The 22738-nt window shown below is 74.5% G+C and carries 20 protein-coding genes; 11 read left to right on the top strand and 9 right to left on the bottom strand.

Annotation, left to right across the window (positions count from 1 at the left end):
- Window positions 1–18: 18 nt before the first annotated feature.
- Window positions 19–576, top strand: coding sequence for a class IV adenylate cyclase (cyaB, locus tag ACWENR_RS08255; protein WP_452276335.1), 558 nt, complete (start codon window positions 19–21; stop codon window positions 574–576).
- Here cyaB and tmk read toward each other — a convergent pair.
- From tmk to ACWENR_RS08240, 3 genes are read right to left on the bottom strand one after another with little or no spacing between them, the layout of a single operon-like run.
- The gene (gene tmk / locus ACWENR_RS08250) at window positions 534–1193 is read right to left on the bottom strand and encodes a dTMP kinase (protein WP_452276334.1); all 660 of its coding nucleotides are present in this window, start codon (window positions 1191–1193) and stop codon (window positions 534–536) included. The two genes, cyaB and tmk, sit on opposite strands and share 43 nt — an antisense overlap.
- The gene (locus ACWENR_RS08245; RefSeq protein WP_452276333.1) at window positions 1190–2671 is read right to left on the bottom strand and encodes a B12-binding domain-containing radical SAM protein; all 1482 of its coding nucleotides are present in this window, start codon (window positions 2669–2671) and stop codon (window positions 1190–1192) included. The genes tmk and ACWENR_RS08245 overlap by 4 nt, the downstream gene beginning before the upstream one ends.
- Entirely contained in the window at window positions 2637–3440 is an 804-nt protein-coding gene (locus ACWENR_RS08240) for a hypothetical protein (protein WP_452276332.1), read from the bottom strand. The genes ACWENR_RS08245 and ACWENR_RS08240 overlap by 35 nt, the downstream gene beginning before the upstream one ends.
- Window positions 3441–3518: 78 nt before the next feature.
- Between ACWENR_RS08240 and ACWENR_RS08235 the strand changes: the two genes are divergently transcribed.
- Entirely contained in the window at window positions 3519–3917 is a 399-nt protein-coding gene (locus ACWENR_RS08235) for an HNH endonuclease (protein WP_452276331.1), read from the top strand.
- Window positions 3918–3998: 81 nt separating this feature from the next.
- Here ACWENR_RS08235 and ACWENR_RS08230 read toward each other — a convergent pair whose 3' ends face one another.
- Together ACWENR_RS08230 and ACWENR_RS08225 are read right to left on the bottom strand one after the other, a co-directional pair.
- Window positions 3999–4319 (bottom strand): GYD domain-containing protein, encoded by a 321-nt coding sequence (locus ACWENR_RS08230; RefSeq protein WP_452276355.1) that lies wholly within the window; start codon window positions 4317–4319, stop codon window positions 3999–4001.
- A gap of 92 nt (window positions 4320–4411) precedes the next feature.
- Complete coding sequence (locus ACWENR_RS08225; RefSeq protein WP_452276330.1) at window positions 4412–7696, bottom strand: NACHT domain-containing protein; 3285 nt, start codon at window positions 7694–7696, stop codon at window positions 4412–4414.
- A 204-nt stretch (window positions 7697–7900) separates the two neighbouring features.
- On the opposite strand from ACWENR_RS08225, the gene ACWENR_RS08220 reads away from it, so the two are divergent.
- Complete coding sequence (locus ACWENR_RS08220; RefSeq protein WP_452276329.1) at window positions 7901–9235, top strand: AAA family ATPase; 1335 nt, start codon at window positions 7901–7903, stop codon at window positions 9233–9235.
- 5 nt (window positions 9236–9240) lie between these two features.
- On the opposite strand, the gene ACWENR_RS08215 is transcribed toward ACWENR_RS08220, so the two are convergent.
- A complete protein-coding gene (locus ACWENR_RS08215) occupies window positions 9241–10146 on the bottom strand; it encodes a cellulose binding domain-containing protein (protein WP_452276328.1) in 906 nt (301 codons plus the stop codon).
- 179 nt (window positions 10147–10325) lie between these two features.
- On the opposite strand from ACWENR_RS08215, the gene ACWENR_RS08210 reads away from it, so the two are divergent.
- On the top strand, window positions 10326–10835 hold the full coding sequence (locus tag ACWENR_RS08210) for a peptidase inhibitor family I36 protein (protein WP_452276327.1): 510 nt from the start codon (window positions 10326–10328) through the stop codon (window positions 10833–10835).
- A 158-nt stretch (window positions 10836–10993) separates the two neighbouring features.
- Here ACWENR_RS08210 and ACWENR_RS08205 read toward each other — a convergent pair whose 3' ends face one another.
- Window positions 10994–13789 (bottom strand): hypothetical protein, encoded by a 2796-nt coding sequence (locus ACWENR_RS08205; RefSeq protein ID WP_452276326.1) that lies wholly within the window; start codon window positions 13787–13789, stop codon window positions 10994–10996.
- 251 nt (window positions 13790–14040) lie between these two features.
- Here ACWENR_RS08205 and ACWENR_RS08200 point away from each other — a divergent pair, with 251 nt between their 5' ends.
- Window positions 14041–14964, top strand: a complete 924-nt coding sequence (locus tag ACWENR_RS08200; RefSeq protein ID WP_452276325.1) for an S-4TM family putative pore-forming effector — start codon at window positions 14041–14043, stop codon at window positions 14962–14964.
- 11 nt (window positions 14965–14975) lie between these two features.
- Here ACWENR_RS08200 and ACWENR_RS08195 read toward each other — a convergent pair whose 3' ends face one another.
- Together ACWENR_RS08195 and ACWENR_RS08190 are read right to left on the bottom strand one after the other, a co-directional pair.
- Window positions 14976–15296, bottom strand: coding sequence for a GYD domain-containing protein (locus ACWENR_RS08195; protein WP_452276324.1), 321 nt, complete (start codon window positions 15294–15296; stop codon window positions 14976–14978).
- A gap of 40 nt (window positions 15297–15336) precedes the next feature.
- Window positions 15337–15558: a hypothetical protein gene (locus tag ACWENR_RS08190; RefSeq protein ID WP_452276323.1), complete on the bottom strand. Its 222-nt coding sequence runs from the start codon at window positions 15556–15558 to the stop codon at window positions 15337–15339.
- Window positions 15559–15961: 403 nt separating this feature from the next.
- Between ACWENR_RS08190 and ACWENR_RS08185 the strand changes: the two genes are divergently transcribed.
- From ACWENR_RS08185 to ACWENR_RS08160, 6 genes are all read left to right on the top strand, one after another.
- Window positions 15962–16657, top strand: a complete 696-nt coding sequence (locus tag ACWENR_RS08185) for a hypothetical protein (protein WP_452276322.1) — start codon at window positions 15962–15964, stop codon at window positions 16655–16657.
- A gap of 16 nt (window positions 16658–16673) precedes the next feature.
- Window positions 16674–16934, top strand: coding sequence for a hypothetical protein (locus ACWENR_RS08180; protein WP_452276321.1), 261 nt, complete (start codon window positions 16674–16676; stop codon window positions 16932–16934).
- On the top strand, window positions 16931–17332 hold the full coding sequence (locus tag ACWENR_RS08175; protein WP_452276320.1) for a hypothetical protein: 402 nt from the start codon (window positions 16931–16933) through the stop codon (window positions 17330–17332). The genes ACWENR_RS08180 and ACWENR_RS08175 overlap by 4 nt, the downstream gene beginning before the upstream one ends.
- A 157-nt stretch (window positions 17333–17489) precedes the next feature.
- The gene (locus ACWENR_RS08170; RefSeq protein WP_452276319.1) at window positions 17490–20771 is read left to right on the top strand and encodes an ATP-binding protein; all 3282 of its coding nucleotides are present in this window, start codon (window positions 17490–17492) and stop codon (window positions 20769–20771) included.
- Window positions 20772–20901: 130 nt separating this feature from the next.
- On the top strand, window positions 20902–21426 hold the full coding sequence (locus tag ACWENR_RS08165) for a SigE family RNA polymerase sigma factor (RefSeq protein WP_452276318.1): 525 nt from the start codon (window positions 20902–20904) through the stop codon (window positions 21424–21426).
- The coding region (locus ACWENR_RS08160; protein WP_452276317.1) for a hypothetical protein at window positions 21423–22738 on the top strand (1316 nt) is incomplete at its 3' end. The genes ACWENR_RS08165 and ACWENR_RS08160, both read left to right, overlap by 4 nt.

Below are 22738 nucleotides of genomic sequence, written 5' to 3'. Positions count from 1 at the left end.
CACAGCCATGGAGATGTGATGACCGACGGGCTCCGGGAGATCGAGGTCAAGTACCGGGTCAGTGACCCCGACGCGCTGGTTGACGCGCTCGAAGCCCGGGGAGCGACGTTCTCGGAGCCGGTACGCCAGGACGACCAGGCGTACGCGGCCCTCGGCTGGAATTACGGCCAGAGCAAGGCGGGTGCGGCGTTCGCCCGGCTGCGGACCGAGAACGGGCGGCACGTCTTCTGCGTCAAGAAGCCGCTGGACAACGAGCTGGCCTGCCAGGAGCACGAGACGGAAGTGCTCGTCCGGGACCAGATGCACGAGGCGATCCTGGCGATGGGCTTCTACCCGACGGTGCGGATCGTGAAGACGCGGCGGACCGCACGGCTCCGGCAGATGTCGCTCTGCCTCGACGAGGTGCGCGGTCTCGGTGCCTTCTTCGAGATCGAGGTGATGGTCGGCGGCACCCGTCCGGCCGACGACGTGCAGCGCGATCTGGATCGGTTCGCCCGCTCCCTCGGGGTGGAGTTGGAGCGGACCACGGAAACCTACGACTCGTTGATCCGCGCGTCGCTGCCGGTCGGGGCCTGACCGTCACCACCATGGCCGAGCAGCGCCCGGACCGGGTCGAGGAGCGCGGCGACAACTTCCTCCGGTGACTGCGCGCCAACATCATGGACGTGCACGGGAAACCCGGCTTCGCTCAGCTCGGCCGAGACCATGACGTACAGCTCCATCTCCCGTCGCCCCGCGTCCACCCCGCCACGGTGGAATCTGCTGTGGATGCCCCGCGCGGCGGCCCGGCTGCGCGACTGGTTCGGGTCACCCGTGAGGACGACGGTCAGGTCGGGGCGGTCGGCCAGGCGGTTGAGGTCCCAGATGAACGTCGGATCGACCCCGTCCAGTCGCTGCAACACCAGTGACGTGGCGAGGTACCGGTCGCAGAGAACGATCTTTCCGGCGGCGAGCGCCGGCCGGATCTCGGTCTCCAGGTGGTGATAGCGGTCGGCCGCAACGAGACAGGCCAGCGTCAGACCATGGTAGTCATCGGTCCCATACCGTGCGGTCTGGCCCAGCCTGGTGCGGGTGGGCTCCTTCGTTGGATGCACCAGCCAGCCGTCGGCGGCCAGGCTGTCGGCCAGGAGCGCCGTGATCGTGGTCTTTCCGACGCCGCTCGGGCCGTCGACGACGATGAAGCTGCCATTCATCGCGACGCCGATCGGCCGTGTTGCGCGCGGGCCAGCTCGACGAGCTTTCGCCGTAGGTACGGCAGCTCGACCTCCCCGAACTGGAGATTCACCGAGAAGTTGAACTCGTCGCGTTCCCGCATGGCTTCGTCCAGTCCCTCGCCGGTGAGGTCGATCGCGTCGTAATTAAGCAGTTGCGCCGCTTCGTACCGGCCGGTGGCCAGCAGCCGGTGCCACTCCGGAGTCCCGGGGTATGGACGGAACTCGAACACGCTGGCTCGGAAGGATCCAGGCTGGCTGTCGGCAAGGTCCCACAGCTCGTAGACGTGCCGGACGGTGTCGTCGAGTTCGGCCCGGGTCTCCGTGGGCAGGCCAAGGATGAAGTAGCCCTTGACGTTGATGCCGAGCCGGGTGAGTCGGCGGACCACCTGCCGGGTCAGTTCCGGGTCGATCCGCTTTCCGATATGGCCGAGCACCCGGGCGCTGCCGGATTCGATCCCGAGCGCCACCTCCCGGCAGCCGTTTCCGACGAGGCTCTCCAGCAGTACGTCGTCCGCTCGGGCGAGGACATTGATCCGCCCGGTCGCGTCCCAGACGTATCGGCTGCCAATCCCGGCCGCGCCGAAGGCGGCCATGCACCGACGGATGAACCGCTCGTAGCCGAGGAAAAGATCGTCGACGAAGCGGTATGCCGTCACCCCGTATCGGGCGTGGACCGCGTCCATCTCGGCGATGATGTTCTCCGGATCCCGGGTGCGGATCGTGACATCGGGATTCGCGCTCACGGCAGCCCCGCAGAACGAGCAGTCGTAAGGGCAGCCGCGGGCGCCCACCATGGCGGCCTCCAGGGGGCCGTCAGCCGGGCGATAGGGGTCGGCGGCGAAGTAGCGCCGGTCGACGAACGGTAGGCCGTTGATGTCCGGGGCGAGATGCCGCTTCGAGCCGGGGCTGTCTCCGGTCACCGGCGTGCGCAGGACGGGGTCGCGCCACATGACTCCCGGCAGCCGCGAGCGACGGTGGCGCCCGTGGAGCAGCTCCGCGACCCGCGTCTCGCCTTCGCCGAGGACGAGGGCCTCCAGGCGGTCGAACCGGGGATCGTTGATGACCGTGGCGGGCATGGCCTTCGCCTGGTGACCACCGACCATGATGTTGATTGCCGGATCGAGCCGGGCAGCGATGCGTGCGCTGAGATCGTAGGTCGGAGCCAGGAGGTTGAAGCCGACCCAACGCGGCGCGGCCTCGTTGATGATGTCGCAGATCCGGCGGACACCCAGCCCCAGGGCCTCGCCGTCGAGCACGCCTACGCGGAAACCTTGGGCGGCCGCGTAGGTGGCGATGTAGCCCATCCCGAGTACGGGCAGGGTGAAGTCGTTGACGCGGGGGCGCAGGTCGTAGTCGCGTAGCGGGGCGTTGACCAGTAGCAGGTCGAGCGGTGAGCCCGGCGGGGCGCCGAGGACCGGAGAGCTAGACGGATCCGTTGTGTCGGCAACCGAGGGCAAGGGTGAGCAGGGTGTACGTGGCGAGGTCGTCACCGGTCACCCGCTGCCACGCCCGAACGAACGATGGTTCGTCACCCGGCCAGGGATGGTCCGGGTTCGCCCGCCGCGCCCAGGTGCGGACCGCCAGGTCGCCGTAGGGGTAGAGCGCCCAGTCGTTGCTCCAGTCGGCGACCGCCGCGCCGGCACTCCACGGGCCGATCCCGGGGATGGTCTGAAGCTCCTTGACCAGTACCGAGGGGGACAGGTTGGACCAGGTCGGGCCGTGAGCGAGAAAGGCCTGGGCCGCATGCCGCAGCGGACGTCGCTTGAACGCCATACCACACTGGGTAAAGTCGCCATCGCTCAGAGTTAGCACACGGTCAGGAGATGGGAAAGCGTGGATGTCCGTCTCATCGGATAGCGCGACCCCGGGGCCGAAGCGCACGCAGAACTCCCGATACAGCCGACGTGCCTGTCCGGCCCGGATGACCTGCCGGACGATCGCCGTTGCCAGCGCATCCCACAGACTCGGGTTGCGCAGTCGAGCCACCGTTCCCAGCGCTGCCAGCGGGCCGTGGATCGGTGCGGCCTGCGGTTGCGCTGCCGGCGGGGGAGCGAACGTGTCGACGATCGGTCGCGGCCCTTCGCCGGACACGGCCCGGTCGGTGATCAACCAGCCGTTAGCCGTGAGCAGCCATGCTGCTCCACTGTCGGTCGTCACCAGGCGATGGAAGCCATCGTCGTCCGTGTGCCAGGCTGGATGGTCCGTCATGAGGTAGTTGAAGCGCACGCCGCCTCCTCAAAGATCGGCAGGACCATCGGCGATTCTTGCATTCGGACCGCTGCCAGATGAGCTGCCTCGCCGCCGATGACCCGCCTTGGCCGAGGGGGCCGCCGGCTCGCCGAGGTGACCGCCCGCCAGGGCCAGGCCGACTTCCGGCGCAGGCTCGTCGAGGCGTACGGGGGACGGTGCGCGATCACCGGCTGCGACACCGAGGCCGCCCTCCAGGCCGCCCACATCTCCCCCTACGACGGGCCAGCCACGAACCGGGTGACCAACGGACTGCTGCTCCGGGCCGACGTGCACAACCTCTTCGACCGCGGCCTCATCTGGGTCGACGACCAGCTCCGCGTCCGGGTGAAGGGAGAGGCCGCGCACTACGCCCGGTGGCACGGTGCGGAACTGCGCCTGCCGGGTCGTAGGGTGGACCGGCCGGACGCCGCCGCGCTGCGCGCCCACAGACAGAAGGTGGCCGGGATGCCGTGACACCCCGCTGTTCCAGGTGGACCAGGCCCGGTGCACGGATGCGGCGCGTGGCCCCTCCGCCGGGGCGGGCGGCCTCTCGCGTCACCCGCCCGGCGGTTGGTAGGTGACCGGCATCCTGGCTGCCGAGTCGACCTCCTCCGGCGTCAGCAGCGGGACGACGGTGGCTTCCACCCCGCCCGCCGCCCGGACGGCGATGCCCAGCGCGGCGGCGGTCACGTTGTCCGGCACCTCGCCCACCACGTACAGGTCGTGCTGGCCGAACGCGAAGTACAGCGACTCCACCCGACCGCCGGAGTTCTCGACCAGCGCCCGGACCACCTCGGCGCGGGCCGTACCGCCCTCCTTGCCCAGCCCGGCGATGCCCTGGCTGGTGTAGGTCGCCTTGATCAGGAACTTCGCCACGTCGGCACCTGCCTTCCTCACGGTGGCGCAGCCCAGCGCGGGTACCCGCTCGCGGCGCAACCACGCCTGCCGGTTCCCCGCCCGGGACAGGGTCACTTCCGCCAGGCGGGGGCCATCCGTTCGGACATCTCGTGCCAGAAGGTCCGCAGGTCGTCGCGGTTGACCGCCTGCCAGTCGGCCCGCCCGGACGGGCGGAACCACTGCCCGACGAGGTCGATCTGGTGGGCGCAGAAGACCTCGTCCATCTGGTAGCGCAGCTCGTCGCCCTTCGGCGGCAGCGGGCAGAGCCGGAACGCGCAGTCGTCGATGCAGGTGGAGCCCGGCTGGACGTCGTGGGCCTGGCGGCGGCTGAGGGTGACCCGCATGGCGGTGCGGTCGATGGTGAGGCACGGCGGCAGTTCGTGCCGGCTGGCCCGGGTGAGCCGGCGTGCCCGCTCGTCGTCGTCGTGGCCCCGGTCGGCGAGGTTGAGCAGCAGCATCACGTCGGCCAGCAGCCGCTGCGCCCGCGGTTCCAGCACCGCCCAGCCGTGCGAGGGCGGCAGCCAGGTGTCCTGGAGCCGGCGGATGCCGGGTTGCGGGCTGACCGCGCCCACCCGTCCGACGATCTCCCGTTCGTCGATCCAGCAGTGCCGCTCGGGGTGGCGGTCGACGAGCGCCTCGACGCAGAGGTCCGCGACCCTGCGGACGAGCGGGTGCTCGGTGCCGCTGCCGGGGGACGGGGCGGCGTCCGTGCCGCCGGCGATCGAGACCCAGAACTCGACCAGGCCGCGCGGGTCGGATCCGTGGCCCCGCTCGCGCAGCGTCTCCGCCGGGTCGCGGGGCAGCGCCAGCAGGGTCAGCGCCTGGATGAGCACCAGGTGCGAATACCAGAACCGGGAGTGCCGCAGCGCCTTCTCGGCCTCCTCGACCAGGAGGCTGCGGTGTGCGGGATAGACGCGGCAGTTCGCGGCCAGGCGGAAGCCCTGGGCGAGGGTGAGCTCGTAGAGGCGGGCGCCGTCGGAGGCGTCGTTGGCCAGGCGGTGCACCCAGCGTCGCAGGTTCTGGTGGGCCTCGTGCCGCCAGGTGGTGCCGCCGGGGGCCGGCGCGTCGTCGGCGTGCAGGAACAGCGCCGGCGCGATCCAGGTCCGCAGCTCCGCCAGGCGCTGGCGGTGCGGGGCGTCGGCCGCGGCGCCATCCGGGCCGACCCGCCGGGCGGGCGGTTCGGCGAGCAGCTCACCCAGCTCCCGGACGGCCGTGTCGCCGCCGGCGGCGATCGCGCGGGCCGCGGCCAGCCGGGGGAGGTACGACCCCTCCTCTGCCATCATCCGGAACAGCTGCCGGTACTGCGGTGTCGGCCGCCGGGCGCGGAGCCCGACGGGTTCGGGCGGCCGGGCCCCGAGCTGTCGGGCGGCGTCGCCGAAGCGCCGCACGAGGGCGATCTTCGCGTCCTCCAGGGGGCGGTCGGTGACGCTCCCGTCGCCCTGGTAGTGGTGCCAGGCCGCGCGGATGGCGTCGGCCAGCGCGTGATGCGAGGCGTGCCCGGTGGCGGCGTCCATCTCCAGTGCCGCCGCGAACATCTCCAGCGCCCGGGTGCGGTTCGGCGTCCTTCTCGCCTCGTCGCAGAGCCGCCGCACGAGGGCGGACGGCCAGCTCCGCGTGGTCTTCGGCTCCCAGCCGGCCAGCCTCACCTGTTGACGGGCGGCGTCGGCGAGGCGGCGCAGCTCCCCGGGCCGGCCGGCCGGTTTCCCCCGCTCGCCCGCCTCCGCGCGCCCGGCGTGCAGGGTGAGCGCGGAGAGCAGTTCGCGCCCGGGGCCCGCGTTGCGGGTGAACGCGCGGTCGAGGTAGCCGTCGTCGCGCATGGCGGCGGTGAGGAAGCGGGAGCCGAGGTACGCCTGGATCACCCCGTGCTGGAAGCGCACCCCGTCCTTGCGCTTCACCACGATGTTCAGGGCGTCGCCGGTGGTCTCGGCGAGCCCGATGTCCTGCGGGTTGTCGGCGTCGAGTTTCTGTAGCCGGGCCTTCAGCTCGCGCAGGATCCGCCGCCGGCCGTCGCCGAGGGGCGCACCGCCGCCGGTGAGTTCCGTCGTGCGGACGAACTGCCGGTTGTCGTGCAACCCGATGCAGGCGAGGGCGGAGAGCACCTCGATCGCGTCGGACCGTTCGGTCTGCGGCAGGCCGTAGTCCTCGTAGAGGTCGCCGGCGACGACGGCCGCGCGCCACTCCTCGAGCAGCCGCCAACGCAGCGCGGCCCGTCCCGGGTCGACCGCCTTGACGTTGTCGAGCCGGTCGACCTCGTGGAGCTGGCCGATGATCCGCAGATAGAACGGGGAGTCGGCGACGTCGGCGGCCTTGACCAGCTCGGTGATGCGGTCCCAGCGGTGTTCCGTGCCCGAGCGGCGGCTGTGGGCCTGCACGTATTCGAGGGCGGCCCCCTCGCCGAGCGGCTCCAGTTGCAGCAGCAGCGCGTCCAGGCCCCGCAGCGGGTCGTCGGGGCGCGACGCGATCACCAGGGGCAGCCGCTCCCGCACCGCTGCCCGGATGGCGTCTCGGAGCACGCTGTCCCGGTCGGCGGCGGGCTGGTCGGCCTCGGCGAGGGTCTCCTCCAGGCCGTCGGCGAGCACCACGACGCGGTTCTCCAGCCAGAGCCTGCGCCAGATGCGGTCGGCCTCGCCCGCCCCGCGCAGCCGGGCGTCGATGGTGCGCCCGAACTGTTCGAGGGCGAGCTGGTGGAAGTTCAGTTTCTCCGGGTCCTTGACCGTCCGCAGGTCGATTCCGACCGGCACGACCTTGATGGTCATCAGCCGCTCCGCGAGGCGGGCCAGGGTGGCGGTCTTGCCGGTGCCGATGCCGCCCACCAGCAGCAGCGGCCGTCGGGTGGCCCGGTCGCGCAGCCGCTGGATCAGCAGTTCGCACAGCTCGTCGCGGCCGACGACGTCGGCCGGGTCGAGACCCCGTTCGGCGCTGGGCAGCACCATCCGGCTGTTGCGCAGGACGTTGTGCCGGTACCAGCGGCGGACCGGGATGTATCGCCAGTAGTAGAAGATCGCGAGTCCGAGCGCCGTGCCCAGCAGGGGCTTGACGAAGCCGATCACCTGGCGGCAGTAGTAGTCTCGCGGACCCTTCCCGCCGCACCACCCGGACACGCGCATCGGGTCGATGCCGAGGACCGTCAGGATCGCGGAGAGGGCGGCCCAGCCGAGGAACGCCCAGGCGGCGGCGTTGATCGTCCAGCGCAGCCAGCGGTGGTAGCGCCACCGCACCCTGACGTTGCCCCGTTCGTCGGTGCGCCGGCGGCGGTCGCGCTCGGCCCGGCGTTCCCGCCGGGTCCGCCACCGGCGCCGGCGCTGGCGTAGCCACAGCTGGGCCGCCCAGGCCGGACCGCGTTTCGGCCTCCGCATCGGCACCCCCATGATCGACATGGTCGGCCAACGGGCGGCGGCACCCGCCTCCGCCCAACGCCCACGCTAGTGCCCGCCGCCGCAGGCCAGCGGCCGGTTTCCGCATCCCCGCCCGGCCCGGACGCGCCGGTCCCCGCCCGCCGCCCGTCGTGCGTCGCCCGGCTGGCGTAGGGTCCCGTAGACCTCGTGGGGAAGGTGGGATCGATGCGGGCCGGGTTGCAGGTGCCGCCGGCGGTCGAGGCGGAGCGGGTCGTCACGGCCGTGCTGGCCGACCTGCGCTCCGGCGCGCACCGGGGCGTCGTGGTCGACTCCCCGCCGGGGGCCGGCAAGTCGACGTTGGTGGTGCGCGCCGCCGTCGAGCTGGCCGCCGCCGGTGAGCCGCTGATCATCATCGCGCAGACCAACGAGCAGGTCGACGACCTGATCGACCGCCTGGCCCGCAAGGCGCCCGAGCTGCGCATCGGCCGGCTCTCCGCCGGCGACTACCGGCCGTCGGAGCGGGTGCGGGGCCACGAGACGGTCCGGGTGGCCGCGAAGGTCGCCGACCTGGGCGGCCCGGCCGTCATCATCGGTACGGCCGCGAAGTGGGCCACGGTCGCCGAGGGCTCCTGGCCGTGGGCGATCGTCGACGAGGCGTACCAGATGCGGTCGGACGCGCTGCTGCGCGTGGCCGGCAGGTTCGAGCGGGCGCTGTTCGTGGGCGATCCCGGCCAGCTCGACCCGTTCTCGACCGTCGAGACGGCGCGCTGGACCGGCCTGACCTGGGATCCCATGCAGTCGGCGGTGGCGGTGCTGCTGCGCCACAACCCGGAGCTGCCGGTGCATCGGCTGCCGGTGTCGTGGCGGCTGCCCGCGTCGGCCGCGCCGGTGGTCGCGGCGGCGTTCTACCCGTTCACCGGGTTCCGCGCCGGTACCGGCCCCGACGACCGGGTATTGACGTTCACCGAGGCCGGCCCCGGGGACGCGGTCGACGAGGCGGTGGAGCTGGCCGCCCGCACGGGCTGGGCGCTCTACGAGCTGCCGGCCGGCCACACCCTGCGTACCGATGCCGAGGCCGCCTCGGCGTGCGCGGCGCTGGCGCTGCGGGTGCTGCGGCGCGGCGCGGTCGCCGTCTCCGAGCACGCGCCGGCCGGGGCGCCGGTCACCGCCGACCGGATCGCCGTCGGGGCCGCGCACCGCGACCAGGTCGCGGCGATCCGCGCGCACCTGGGCGAGGCCGGGGCGGGCATCACCGTCGACACGGCCAACCGGCTCCAGGGCCGGGAGTACGACATGACGATCGTGTTGCACCCGCTGTCGGGTCGACGGGACGCGACGGCGTTCCACCTGGAGTCGGGGCGGCTCTGCGTGCTGACGTCCCGGCACCGGCACGCGTGCGTCGTGGTGGCGCGGGCGGGGATCGGCGAGCTGCTGGACGCGCACCCGTCGACGGAGATCGTGCACCTCGACGTGCCGGTGAAGTTCCCCGACGGCTGGGAGGCGAACCAGACGATCCTCGCGCTGCTGGCCGGGGCGGCGGCGTCGGCGAACGGGCGGTGACGCGGTCAGGCGTAGGTGTCGCCGAACTCGCGTACGCCGTCGACGTCGAGGGTGATCCGGCTGTTGTCGATCCACTGGCCGGTCGCGGCGCGCCAGCTCGGGTCGTCCCGTTCGTCGATGCCGGTCCAGTCGGGCCGGTGGTGGCGCAGGTGGATCGGGCCGGTGGACGCGCCGGGGGCGAGGACGCCGCCGGTGAAGGTCAGCTCGACCCATCCGGGGACGGGCGTGCCCGGCAGCGGGTAGCGGGTGGGCGTCGGGGTGGGCGTGGGCGTGCCGCCGGCCGGCGGCGACGGCGGCAGCGGCGGCGGGAAGAACGTCACGGAGCGTCCGATCCGGTCGCAGCCCACCGCCGCCCAGTCGCAGTTCGGCACCAGGGACGTGTTGCCGCCCTCGAAGGTCAGGTGGTAGCGCACCCGCACGGTGGCGAGGTCGAGCGGCGCGCTGCCGGTGTTGGCGACCTGCAGGACGTGCTGGATCTGGTTGTCCGTGGGTGACCAGTCGAGGTTGCGGTAGCTGACCTTCGCCCGCCCGTACGCGGTGCGCACCGGCGTGACGAGGGAGGGGTCGGAGTAGCCGCCGAGCGTGTAGGCGCCGACGACGAGCCGGTAGTCGCTGCCGGGGGCCAGGTTCGTCAGCGTCAGGGTGGTCGCGGTGGTGGTGCCGAGGGCGCGGTAGACGTGGGGGCCGAGCTGCGCCCGCACCTCGTAGGTGATCGGCTCCGCGCCGGCCGGCTCGCCCGCCCACGCCGACGGGGTCCAGGCGAGCGTGAGGTGGTGCGGCTCGTTGGCGACGACGACGGGGCTGCCGGGGGTGGTCAGCGCCGGGGTGTCGTCCGCCCGGGCGGCGCCGACGGCGAGCAGGCTCAGCAGCCCGGCGAGGGCGGCGACGGTGGTGACGCTACGGGCGCGCATGGTGACGATGCTAGCGACTCAAATTGATCCACATCAAATTCCGCCGCTGTCAATACATTGATAGTGATCATTGTTAATCGCTCCCTAGGCTGGCCCCGGCGTCACCCGCCGCCCGGCCGGCCGGCCCACCGACCGGCGGCTCTCCGCTCGTCCTCCGCGCTCACATCGCGAGGTGTCGAATGGTCAGTTCACTCCGTCTCCGCGCCGCCCTGGCGGCGGCGCTCACCTGCGTCCTGGTCGTGATGGCCGCGCCGGCGTCCGCCTGGGCCGCCGGGCCCGACCGGGCCGGCGCCCGCGACGAACTGCGCCGGTACCTGTCCGCCCACCCGGGCGGCACGCCGATCAACGACAACGAGATCAGTTACGGCGACGGCGCGCTCGTCGTCACCCTTCGCGCCCCGGTGGGCACGTACGGGGTCGCCGACTGCCCCCTGGGTTCGTTCTGCTTCTACGAGTGGCCCAACTTCGGCTATCCCCGGGGCCGCCTCTCCGACTGCGGCCGGCAGGCCCTCGCCGACTGGCAGTGGCAGTACCGCGTCGAGTCGGCGCACTACAACATCGGCAGTGGGTACGTCTCGTTCTACTACCACAGCACCCGGCTGTTCGACGTCGGCGCGGCGAACCGGGTGCGCAGCGACGCCAGCCCCTACCGGAACTGGGCGAACTACGTCGAGCGCCGCTGCTACTGACCGGGCCGCCGCCGTCGCCCGGGCCGCCGCCCCTCACGTCCGCGCTGCCGCCCCCTGAACCGGACGCCGGGCCGCCCCCGGTCGACGCAGCGACCCCGTGCTGGTGCAGAGCATCTCCACCGTCGACAACGCCGCGGCTCGGTGGCGGCCCGGCCAGCTCACCCGCAGCTCGGCCCGGAGACGGTGTCGGTGCGACCGCGCCTGAGGAAGAGCTGGTGACCCAGGACGGCGTCGTCCGACACCCGGGTCGTCTCGTGGCTGAGCAGCTCGCCGCTGGTGGGATCGAACAGCAGCGTCTCCCGGCGGCCGTGCTGGTCGTCGGCGCTGAACGCCAACCCCGGCCGGCCGGCCCGGTCGGGGAATGCGCCCCGCCGCTGGATGGCCGGCGTGCCGGCCAGATGGTGCAGCAGCGCCGACCGCTGCGCCGCGTCGAGCGGGTGGTAGCGGTTCAGCCGCGCGACCACCTGGAGCGTGCCGGCGGCGTCGCGCTGCTCCGGGGGTAGCGCGTCCAACTGCCGCGCGAACTGGTCGCGCAGGTCGGCGGGGTCGGCCGACGGGCGCGGTGGCACCTCGGTCAGGTCGCCCTCGCCGTAGCGCACCACCGACGGGTACGGCGACCGCCGCCCGTCCGTCACGGGGGTGACGGTCCGGCGGCCGGCCAGGCGGGAGTTCCACCACAGCCGCTCGTCGCGGTACGTCCGCAGGCCGTCGGTGCCCGGCGGCGCGTCGCCGAGGGACCAGACCCGCAGGCAGACGAAGGCGTACGCGCCCTCGGCCGGCGGCTCCACCATCCGGGCGACCGACTGCGCGAGATCGGCCAGCGGCTGCCGCGCGCCCGCCTGTTCCGGGCCGTCGAGGGGCGGCGGGACGGGCGACTCCCGGCGGCCGAACATCTGCGGCGGGTGTTGGGCGACGGCCGGTGCGAGAACGCCGCCGAGCACGGCCACCACCCCCAGCAGCACGGTGACCCGTACCGGCAGCCGGATCGCGGCCCGCGCGGGGGCGCCGGGGAGGCGCTCCGCGCGGGGCACCGGGCGGGCCCGGGGCACCCGCCGGCCGCGCGGCGCGCCGAGATGGCGCGGCGCCGGCCGACCACCCCGGAACAGCCGGGCGCCGGCGGTGGGCCGGCGGCGGCGCGGGGTGGCCGCGTTCTCGCCCGCCGGTCGGGGCCGGAACGCCGGCTGGTTGCCGCCGGCGTCGAGCCACAGCGGCAGGGCGGCACCCGTGCCGGGCCGGGGCGCCGGACCGGTGGGGGGCCGGGACGGCGGACCCGTGTGCGGCCGGGGCGCCGGGGCGGTCGCGGTGCCCTGCCAGCCGAGCGGGCCGGGCGTGGTGGTCTGGTGGCCGGGCGGCCGGGGCGTGGTGGCGTGGTGTCCGGGCGGGCCGGGCGTGGCGGCGTGGTGTCCGGGCGGCCGGGGCGTGGCGGCGTGGTGGTCGGGCGAGCCGGGGGTGGGGGCGTAGTGGCCGGGCGGGCCGGGGGTGGGGGCGTGGTGGCCGGGCGTGGTGGCGTGGTGGGCGGTGGGGCCGGGCGTCGTGGCGTCCCAGCCGGCCGGGCCGTCCGCCGTCGGCGGTGCCACGGCGATCGCCGCGTGCGGCGGCCACGACAGGTCCGGCGGCGTGCGGGCCAGCGGCCCGCGACTGTTCGGCTGGCCCGAGCGCTCGTAGCGGGACGGCTGCTCGTTGTCCGGGGCCACGGCCGTCGCCGGCTCGCACCCGCCCGCCTGCCCCGCCCCGCCCGCCGGCGCCGGCGTGGTGGCCCGGGCGGGCCCGGCCGGGGGCCGGCCGACCGGCTGGTGGAACTCCCGGCGGTACGCCTCCAGCGCCCACGCGGCCAGCTGGAAACACCACCGGCGCGCCGAGAACGGCACGTTGTCGTAGGTGCAGCAGGTCAGCGCCTGGCAGAGCAGGGAGAGCAGGTACTGGGCCCGCCACTCGGAGACCCAGTTGTCCGTCCGGGCGAACGCGCCGCCCACCTGGTGCCCGGCGTTCACCAGCTCGGCGAGCACCGGGGGCAGCCGGGACGGGCGCCGGCCGGTGGGGAAGACGAGGTGTCGGGTCAGGGCATCCGCCTGGTCGGGCGGCAGGTCCGCGACGTGCCGCAGCACCGTGGTGAGGACCAGGGTGGTCAGGTCCCGGGTCAGGGGCGCGTCGTCCTCGAAGGTGTTGAGGTCCACCAGCCGGAAGGTGCCGGGAACCAGCCGTTCCTCGGTGTCCCGCAGCACGAGGACGTTGCCGCCGTGCAGGTCACCGTGGGAGTTGCCGTACAGGTAGTCGATCTCGTCGGCGCCGAACGGCGACCCGGCTCCGAGCGTCCGGAGTGGATTGGGTAGCTCCGGCGCGCCGTCCCACGCCGGCCACGCCGTCTCCGGGCCGGGCAGGCCGAGGTCGCGTACGGCGTCGTGGAGGCCGTCCAGCGCGTCGAGGGCGGCGAGTTCCCGCCGCACGTACTCCCCGACGGTGGCTGTGGCGGTCTGCCGGCCACCGCTGTTCCAGTCGTTGAGCACCCGGTCGCACACCTCGCGGATGACCGGCACGATCTCCTCGTCGTCCAGGTCGTGCAGCGTCACCATGTCGTCCGCCCCGTTGGCGATCTCCTGGAACATCAGGAAGCGCCCGTCGACCAGCGGGTGCGGCGGATAGGGCTGGCGAACGAGGTGCCGCTCGGCGAAGCCAGGGCTGGACGACACGGCCCGCTCGTGCCGTCCCGGCTCGCGCCGGGCGGCCGCGGCGGCCGGCAACACCTTGACCAGGAGCTTCCGTCCGGTGAAGCGGCCCGGGCCGCCGGGCAGCTTCAGGATGATGGTGAACAACAGCGCCGGCGTGTAGCCGCGGGCGCGGCGTGGCCGGCGGGGGCGGTGCACGGTGCCGCCCAGGTGGCCGGCCCAGTCGCGCAGCGCCGCCGCGACTGTCGCATCCGGCGCGTAGCTTTCGAGCTCGTCGAGACCGTCGCCCATGTCCGTCGTTGGACCTTCCACGAGGAGTGAAAGAGGGGTAGGACGAGCGGGGTGGATCGTCCGAAGGGATCGGCGCTGGTGAGCGCGGAGGCAAAGCTACCGCAACTTTCGGGCGAACGCGTCAGTAATTGGCGCTCCACCGCGTACTTACCCAAAAGTAACCACTAGATCACCTTGCGCTCCATGTATGACACGGTCCGTGACATATAGCTCGCTGGATATAGAATCGGCCACCCAGGTGGGAGGCCGCGATGACGGAGCGCACTGATTCCCTGCTCGAACGCCAGACGCAGCCCGAGATGATGGCCCTGCTGCGGGCGATGTCGGTCTGCCACGGCCGGGCCCAGCGGCTGGACAACCTGCGGCTGGGGCTCTCCGTGGCCCTCGGCCTGGCCGGCGCGGTGGTGGCCTTCACCGCCGTGTCGGCCACGCTCGTCACCGCGCTCGGCGCGCTGTGGGCGCTGGTCAACGCGGTCGGCCTCGCCTCCTGGTCGCGCGGGCAGATCCGCCGCGCCGCCGTGCTCCAGGAGATGTTCGACGTCGGCCTCTTCGGCCTACGGTGGAACTCGGTGGCCGTCGGTGACGAACTCAGCGCGGCGGAGGTGAGCCGGCTGGGGCGGGCCTTCCGGGGCGACGAGCAGTACCTGCGCGACTACTACGAGATCCCGCCGTTGCCCCACCCGTACGACGTGCTGGCCTGCCAGCAGCAGAACCTCGGCTGGGGTGCCCGGCTGCGCCGCCGCTACGCGCACGCCGTACTCGCCGGCGTCGGTGCCTGGACCGTCGCCGGCGTGGTGTTCGGGCTGGCGGCCGGGTTGACGGTCTCCGAGCTGCTGTCCCGCTGGTTCGTCCCGTCGCTGGGCGCGCTGCTGCTGGGCCTGGAGATCTATCGCGGGCAGCGGGACGTCGCCGCCGAACGCGACCGGGCGATGTCCGTCGTGCAGCGGCACATCGCCGCAGCCGTCCGGGGTGACTCCGCCGCCTCGGCGGGCGAGTCGATGCGGCTCGCCCGACAGGTGCAGGACCTGATCTTCCACACCAGGCAGGGGCAGGCGCGGGTGCCCGACTGGTTCTTCCGGCGCTACCACTCCAGCGACCGCGTCGACTTCCAGGCCGCCATGGCGGGCCTCGCCCAACTGCTGGCCGCCCGAGGGCCGGTGGCGCGGGCCGACTGACCCGGCCGGTGTCACCGGCCCGGGGGCTGGTACTCGTGCCGCTCCCGGGTCGCCTCGTCGATCTCCTCCGCCGTCAGGATCGGGGTGACCCGGGTGTCCACCCCGCCCGCCGCGCGGATGTCGATGGCCAGCGCCGCCGCGGTCTTGTGGTCCGGCAGGTCGCACACCACGTAGGTGTCGTCCGGGCCGAAACCGAAGTACATCGACTCCATCCGCCCGCCGGCGCCCTCGACCAACTTCCGGACGACCTCGACGCGTCTGCTGCCGCCGTCGGTGGTCAACCCTTTGATCCCGTCGACCGTGTAGGTCGACTTCAAGAGGAACTTCGGCACGCCGTCACCGCCTCCCCGACGCGTCGCCCCGTGCCGGGGCTCAGCTCGTCCCCCGTCGTTGGACCCGCTCGCCACCCGTGACCTTCGCCCGCCCCTGGTCGCGTTCCGTGCCCGCGGATCCGGTGGCGGTGCGCAGGTGCCGGGCCTTCGGCGAGTGCTCGACGGGCGAGCCCTGGTGGCCCCGGGCGCCGCTGCCGGGATGGCGCCGACCGCGCGCCGACTCGCCGCCGGGATCGTGCTTGTTCTCCTTGTGGCTACCCATGCGCCGCGCGTACCCGATCCGCCGGGCGCTAGTCGTGGCGGCCCGGTGGCCGGCGCGGCGTCGAGCGGGTGTTGCGGCCGTCGGTGGCGTGGCGGCCGTCGGCGGCGCGGCGTCGAGCGGTGGCGTGGCGGCCGTCGGCGGCGCGGGCGGATTGTCGGCAGCCGCCGGCCGGCGCGGCGGGCCGTGGTCCGCGCGGTGGGGCAGCTCGACAGCGCGGACGACGGGGAAGAGTCGGGCATCCGGTCCGCTTCGGGCGCAAAGCCGACCGACGGCACAAGACCGCGATCCGCGCCGCCGTCGATCACCGGAGTTCCTGTCGTCCTGCCGATAGAACGGCGGTTCTCCTGATCAACGGTGATCGATAGCGTGGCGACAGGCAAAGGCCGTCCAGGAAAGGCGAGCCATGACCGATTCCCGCACTCCACTGTCCCGGCGGCGGATCCTGCTCGGCGCCGCCGCGGCCTCGGCGGCCACCGTCGCCGGAGCGAGCGCCGCACACGCCGCACCACCGACCGCACCCGTCGGGGGACCGTCCCCGGCGCGACCCGCCCAGCCGCTCCTCGCCCGGGACCGGATCGCCACGGCACGGCTCGCCGGCGGGCCGGCCCGCTTCCAGGCCGATTTCCACGAACGCCTCGACGCCTGGCTGGCCTTCTGGTCGGCCAACTCGCCCCGCAGCTGGAGCACGCCGGTGGCGGTCGAGGGCACGGTGAGCGCGGACGGCGACGCGTTCACGCTGCACGCGATCCGGGTCAGCCGCGACGACGAGACCCGCGACGCCTTCGCCGCCGGCCGGGCCGACGCCGCGCACCTCGGCACCCTCGCCAGCCTGCACCACCACTTTCCGTCGGTCCGCCTCGAGGCCGGCGGCGCGCTGCGGGTGACCGACGGCCCCGCCGGCTGGACCGGCTCGGCCGAGCAGGTCGCCTTCGCGGTCGCCGCCTGCCGCGAGCTGTGGGGGCAGCGCGGCGCCGACGCCACCGACTGGCGGGAGCGCGTACGCCGGGCCGGGCACGCGGCCGACCCCGCCTCCCGGGCCGGCTGGGCGGCATTCACCAGAGCGAGTCTGCGGCGCGGGCTGCGGACCGAATCGTACTGACCACCGGAGGTAGGACATGGCACGCAGCGAGTTCCGATTCGTCGTCGACGGCGTCGAGCTGACCACCGAACAGCAGAGCCTCATCGCCGGCGAGATCCAGAAGGCGGGCCTCAACGCCCTCTCCGTCGCCGGCAGCAAGCTGACCAACCCGCTCGCCGTCGGGCACGCCAACATCAAGCTGCGCCCCGAGTGGTACGGGCTGTGGCTTATCGACGGCCCGTTCGCCGAGCAGCTCGGCCAGAAGATCAACGACCTCGGCTTCTGGATGCAGCGGTGACGGACCCCGTCCACCGGCCGGACCCGCCGGAGCGGATGTGCCCGAGCACCCCCGCGGCCAACGCCACGGTGTTCCTCGGCATGATCACTCCGGCGGGTCGGGTCGCCTACGTCACGCCGCCGCTCCCGGCCGAGGTCGCCCTCGCCCAGGCCGGCCCGGGCGCGGCGGTCGAGTCCACGTACCGGCTCGCCGGCCCCTGTGTCACCGCGAGGTGCGGCTTCTGGACCGGCGAGCACTGCGGCCTGGGCGAACGTCTCGTCGCCTCCTACCGGGAGACGGCCGGCACCCGCGAGGCCGCCCTGCCCCGCTGCGCCATCCGCCGGACCTGCCGCTGGTACGCCGAGCAGGGCGCCGCGGCCTGCGCCGCCTGCTCCCACGTCGTCACCGACGCCCACTGACGACACGAGCGCCTGCGGCGGCCGAGCGGACGGGGGCCGAGCGGTCGGAGTCGGCCGCCGCCCCCGCACCGGTGCCGCAGCCGGCGGCACGGGAGCAGCAGGGCGGGGCGCGGCTGGCGGCGGGATGTCCGACGGTTCCGCTACGGTCTGAGGCGTCATGGAGCCGCGGTTCGGCGAGGTCGTCATCGGGCGGGAGCACCCCGCGGGCCTGCTGCGCGCCGAGGTCGACCGAGTGGCCGCCAGTCACGGCGGCCTCGTCCTGGTCGCCGGCGAGCCCGGCATCGGCAAGACGACGCTGGTCACCGCCGCCGCGAAGGAGGCACGCCAGCGCGGGGCGCTGGTGCTCGGCGCGGCCTGCTGGGACTCCGACAGCGCCCCCGGCTACTGGCCCTGGGTGCAGGTGCTGCGCGGCATGCGCCGCTCGCCAGAGGACTGGGCGGCGGCCCGGGAGGCCGCCGAGCCGGGCCTGGCCGCCCTGCTCGGCGAGACGACCGGCACGGCGACCGACCGGGCCATCCGCGAGACGATCCGCGAGGCGATCGGCGGGCCGGCCGGCGGCGGTGGGGACGACCAGGCGGAGCGGGAGGAGTTCGACCTCTTCGACGCGGTGACCGCCGCGCTGGTCGCGGTCTCCCAGCGCCGGCCGGTGATGGTCGTCCTCGACGACCTGCACTGGGCCGACCCCGCCTCGATGCGGCTGCTCCGGTTCGCCGCCCAGCACACCTGGTTCGAGCGGCTGCTGCTGGTCGGCACCTACCGCGACGCCGAGGTGGAGGCCGCCGACCACCCGCTGCGTCCGCTGCTGATGCCGCTGGTGGCCAAGGCGACCAGCATCACCCTCACCGGCCTGTCCCGCGACGAGACGGGCGCGCTGATGGCCCGCACGGCCGGCCGCGAGCCGGGCGTCGACCTTGTCGACGAGGTGCACCGGCGCACCGGCGGCAACCCGTTCTTCGTCGAGCAGACCGCCCGGCTGTGGCGCGCCGACGGCCAGGTGAGCACCATCGCGCCCGGCGTACGGGAGGCGGTGCGGCGGCGGCTCGCCCAACTGCCCCCGGCGGTGGCCGACCTGCTCGCCGTGGCCGCCGTGCTGGGCCGCGAGTTCCACCGCCAGGTCCTCGCGGCCGGCGCGGGCGCCCCGGCGGCCCAGGTCGACCGGCTCCTCGACCGCGCGGTGACCGCCCGCCTCGTGCTGGCCCGTGGCGGCGGCCGCTTCGCCTTCGCCCACGACCTGGTCCGGGAGACCCTCTACGACGGGCTCACCGACGACGACCGGCGGGCCCGGCACGCCGCCGTGGTCCGGGCGGTCGAAGGCTCGGCGGGGCTCGCCGAGCGGCTGATCCCCGCCGACCTGGCCCGCCACGCCCACCTGGCCGGTGACGCGCTCGCGCCGGCCCGCGCGACCGAACTGCTGATGGCCGCGGCCCGCGACGCGAGCGGCCGGCTGGCGATGGACGAGGCGGTCGTCCACTTCCGTCGGGCGCTGGAGGTCGCCGACGACCCGACCCGGCGCGTGAAGATCATGGTCGAGCTGGGCCAGCTGCTGCACCACTGCGGCGACAACGCCGAGGCCCGCCGACTCGTCGCCGAGGCCGCCACGCTGGCGCCGTCGGTCGACGACCCGGTGGTGCTGGCCCGCGTCGCCCTCACCGTCCACCGGCACCGCCACCAGGCCGGCGACCCGCGCAGCCTCGACGCGGGCGGCCTGCTGCGGGAGGCGTACCGGCGGCTGATCGGCGAGCCGGCGGCCACCCTCGCGGCCGGCACTCTCGTCGCCGACCTGATCACCGCCACCGAGTCGCTCGCCCGGCGGGGCCGGGACGACGAGGCGCTCACCTTCAGCCTGTGGGCCCGGCACGACACCACCTGGGGGCTCGGCACGGCCGCCGACCGGGCCGCGCTCACCGCCGAGATCCGCGCGGTGGCGCGCCGGACCGGCGACCGGGAGACCCAGCTCTGGGCGACCTCGCTGCGCTGGGTGGCGCTGCTGGAACTCGGCGACCCGCGATACCACGACGAGCTCACCGCGTTCGTCGCCGGAGCCCGCGAGGGCGAGGCCCGGCACCGGATCGGCGCGGCCATCGACAACGGCATCGTCGCCGGGTTCCAGGGCGACTTCACCCGCGCCGGCGAGCTGCTCGCCGAGCTGGACGAGCTGTCCGAGTGGGGCCACTCGGAGTCCGCGTTCATGGGCCACCACCTGCGCTGGTCGTGGCTGCTGCTGCAGGGCCGGCACGACGAGGCGGAACTGCTGCTCGACGGGCTGCATCCCGGCGAGCATCCCTACCTGCGGGTCGCCCGGGCCATCACCGCGGCCGAGCGCGGCGACGCCGCGACGGCGCTGCGGCTGACCGCCGGGATCGAGGCCGACGGCACCAGCTACAGCCAGATGGTCGCGCCGCTGTGGCTGCGGCTGCGCGCCCAGGTCGCCGCCGCCACCGGCGACCCCGACCGCTGCGCCGAGGCCCGGGAGGCGCTGCGGCCGCACCGCGGGCAGTGGATGACGGCGCTGTTCGGCTGCGACGTCAGCGGCCCCGTCGACCACTGGCTGGCCGCCGTCGACGCGGCGGAGCGGCGCTGGGACGACGCGGTGGCGGGCTTCGCCGCGGCGCGCGACTCCGCCGACGCGATGGGCGCCCGGCCCTGGTCGGTGCTGGCCCGCGTCGGCCTGGCGGCGGCGCTGACCGGGCGCGACCGCCCGGGCGACGCGGCGGCGGCCACCGCGCTGCACGCCGCCGCCGTCCGGGACGCCACCGCGCTCGGCATGCGCCAGGTGGCCGACCTCCCGGCCGGGTCACCCCTGCCGGCCGACCTCCCGGCGGGGTCGCCCCCGCCGGCCGACCCCCCGACGGATCCGTCCGTCGGGCCCGCCGTCGGGCAGCCACCCGTCGAGGCGTACGAGTTCCGCCGCGACGGCCCGGTCTGGCAGCTCGCCTACGCCGGCACGGTCGTGCACCTGCCCGACGCCAAGGGCCTGCACGACCTGCACCTGCTGCTGGGCCGGCCCGGCGTCGACGTGCCGGCGGTCGAGCTGCTCGACCCGGCCGCCGGGCCGGAGCTCGTCGCCGCCCGCCGGATGGGCGGCGACCCGGTCCTCGACGACGAGGCGAAGGCCCGTTACCGGCACCACCTGGAGCGGCTGGACGCCGAGATCGACCGCGCCGCCGGGCGCGACGACGAGGCGAAGGTGGCCGCCCTCGACGCCGAGCGGGCGGCCCTGCTCGCCGAGCTGCGCGCCGCCGCCGGGCTGGCCGGCCGCAGCCGCCGCCTCGGCGACGAGGCGGAACGCGCCCGCAAGACGGTGACCGCCCGCATCCGGGACGTGCTGCGCAAGCTCGACGACCGGCACCCGGCGCTCGCCGCCCACCTGCGCGACACCGTCTCCACCGGCGGCACCTGCCGCTACCTCCCGCCCGAGCCGCCGCCCTGGCGCCGCTAGCCCGCTGCCGCCCGCCCAGCCGGCGCAGGTGGCGTGCGGGGCCAGCGGCGAGGTGCGCCTTCGGCGGGACAGGCCGGTAAACCGCGCGGCCCTCCGCGGTGTCTTGCTGATCGAGAGACCAGGAGGGTAGATGCGAGATCCGCATGGCACGGAGTTCGACGACTTCGTCCGTACGAGGTCGGTGGCGCTGTTGCGGGTGGCCTACCTGCTGACCGGTGACCGGCACGCGGCCGAGGACCTGCTCCAGGAGGTGCTGGAGCAGATGTACGTGCGTTGGCGCCGGGTGCGCACCATTCCGGAGGCGTACGCCCGGCGGGCCCTGGTCAACCGCTCGATCAACCGGTGGCGGCGGCGGTCCCGGCGGCCCGAACAGGCGCTCGGCGACAACGAGGGGGTCGCCCGGGACCACGCCGACGACATCGCGCTCCGCCAGGCGGTCGTCGCGGCGCTGCGTACCCTGCCGCCCCGCCAGCGCGCCGCCGTGGTGCTGCGCTACCTGGAGGACCTGCCGGTCGCCGACGTCGCCGCCACGCTGCGCTGCTCCGAGGGCGCGGTGAAGAGCCACACCTCGCGGGGCCTGGCCCGCCTCCGGGAGGCGCTGGCCGGATCGAGTCTCGTCCTGTCCGTCCCGACCGGCACCGGGGGTGCGCGATGACCATCGAAGAGAACGACGTGCGGGGCGTCCTGCGTCGGGTGACCGACGACCTCGCCGGCCCGCCGACCCTGCTCGACGACGTGCGACGGGGTGGGCGTCGCCGGCAGCGGCGACGGCGGGCCGTCCTGGCCGCGGTGTGCGCGGCCGTGGTGGCGGTACCCGTCGGCGGCGCGATCCACTTCGCGGGCCGCGGGACCGGCGGGGTGACGGTCGGGGTCGCCTCGCCGCTGTTCGACGCCCCCACCCGCGGCGACCTGGCCGGCGACGAGGAGTACCTGCGGCAGGTCCGCCAGGCGTGGCGGCAGCGGGTGGAGGGCATGGAGTCGGAGGGGGGCAGGCCCGACGCCGGGGGCGAGCCGCGCGTGGTCTGGGCAGGAAACACCCCGGCCGGGCCGGCCGCCTACGTCGCGCAGCGGATCACCGTCACCCGGTCCACCGCGCCGGGCGACGACCGTCTGATCGGGTACGCCGGGTTCGTCGAGCCCACCGCCGACGGTCCCCGGGTGATGACGATGCGCGGCATGAACGAGGGCATGGACGGCAATTCGGCGGCGGTGCTGCTCGGGCCGCGCCGCGACGTGCTGGTCGTGCTCGACGCCGGGTATCCGGTGGATTTCTCGCCGACGTTCCGGTACGCCCCGGACGGCCGGGTCGAGCGCACCTTCCAGCGGGTGACGTTCCGCGACGGGGCCGCCGTGCTGCCGGTGCCGCCGCAGCGCGACAGGGTGACCGTCGCCCTGGTCGGGGTGCCGCTGAACACGGAGACGGCCGTCGAGATCACCAACGCCGACGACGTCCTCTTCCCCGACAAGGAGAAGGCCGGCCCGGAGCCGAGGTGGGTCACGAGCACGCTGCCCGGCGCGGAACAGGTGTGGGGCGGCGACCCCGCCGAGGTCGTCAAGGGCGCGCAGTGGCGGAACGCGCTCGCCGCGTACGAGGATCCCGGCGGCGCCCACCTCGCCGGTGACGCCCCGTTGCTGGCCGTCCACGGGGCGACCCCCGACGGCCGGCGGCTGCTGCTGCGGACCGTCCAGTTCGACGACGACCCCGCCCGCGCGGTCGCACTGCTCGCCCGCGGCGACGCGCCGTTCCAGCCGGCGGCCAGCGGGTTCGTCGACTGGAAGGCGCCGCTGCCGGTGCGGCTGCGGCTGCCGGACGGCCAGGGTGTCCTCGTCGTCGCCGAGGGCGCGACGCTGAGCTACCGGGTCGGCGCCGGCTGGCTCGGCGAGGGCGACAACCTGAACACCGTCGCCACCGTCGTCATCGCCGGCACCGCCCTGGTCGTGCTCTGGGACATCGTCGACAGCGTGGT

This window comes from Micromonospora sp. NPDC004336, from assembly GCF_053602615.1.
Note: the sequence above shows the minus strand (reverse complement) of the source record. Positions and strands in the feature narration are given on the sequence as shown.

What these genes read in the sequence shown, in the direction of transcription:
- ACWENR_RS08215 (WP_452276328.1), bottom strand. Translation starts at nt 10,146, where the DNA reads ATGCGCGCCCGTAGCGTCACCACCGTCGCCGCCCTCGCCGGGCTGCTG.
- ACWENR_RS08200 (WP_452276325.1), top strand. Translation starts at nt 14,041, where the DNA reads ATGACGGAGCGCACTGATTCCCTGCTCGAACGCCAGACGCAGCCCGAG.
- ACWENR_RS08170 (WP_452276319.1), top strand. Translation starts at nt 17,490, where the DNA reads ATGGAGCCGCGGTTCGGCGAGGTCGTCATCGGGCGGGAGCACCCCGCG.
- ACWENR_RS08185 (WP_452276322.1), top strand. Translation starts at nt 15,962, where the DNA reads ATGACCGATTCCCGCACTCCACTGTCCCGGCGGCGGATCCTGCTCGGC.
- ACWENR_RS08235 (WP_452276331.1), top strand. Translation starts at nt 3,519, where the DNA reads ATGACCCGCCTTGGCCGAGGGGGCCGCCGGCTCGCCGAGGTGACCGCC.
- ACWENR_RS08180 (WP_452276321.1), top strand. Translation starts at nt 16,674, where the DNA reads ATGGCACGCAGCGAGTTCCGATTCGTCGTCGACGGCGTCGAGCTGACC.
- ACWENR_RS08165 (WP_452276318.1), top strand. Translation starts at nt 20,902, where the DNA reads ATGCGAGATCCGCATGGCACGGAGTTCGACGACTTCGTCCGTACGAGG.
- ACWENR_RS08190 (WP_452276323.1), bottom strand. Translation starts at nt 15,558, where the DNA reads ATGGGTAGCCACAAGGAGAACAAGCACGATCCCGGCGGCGAGTCGGCG.
- cyaB (WP_452276335.1), top strand. Translation starts at nt 19, where the DNA reads ATGACCGACGGGCTCCGGGAGATCGAGGTCAAGTACCGGGTCAGTGAC.
- ACWENR_RS08225 (WP_452276330.1), bottom strand. Translation starts at nt 7,696, where the DNA reads ATGCGGAGGCCGAAACGCGGTCCGGCCTGGGCGGCCCAGCTGTGGCTA.
- ACWENR_RS08205 (WP_452276326.1), bottom strand. Translation starts at nt 13,789, where the DNA reads ATGGGCGACGGTCTCGACGAGCTCGAAAGCTACGCGCCGGATGCGACA.
- ACWENR_RS08210 (WP_452276327.1), top strand. Translation starts at nt 10,326, where the DNA reads ATGGTCAGTTCACTCCGTCTCCGCGCCGCCCTGGCGGCGGCGCTCACC.
- ACWENR_RS08220 (WP_452276329.1), top strand. Translation starts at nt 7,901, where the DNA reads ATGCGGGCCGGGTTGCAGGTGCCGCCGGCGGTCGAGGCGGAGCGGGTC.
- tmk (WP_452276334.1), bottom strand. Translation starts at nt 1,193, where the DNA reads ATGAATGGCAGCTTCATCGTCGTCGACGGCCCGAGCGGCGTCGGAAAG.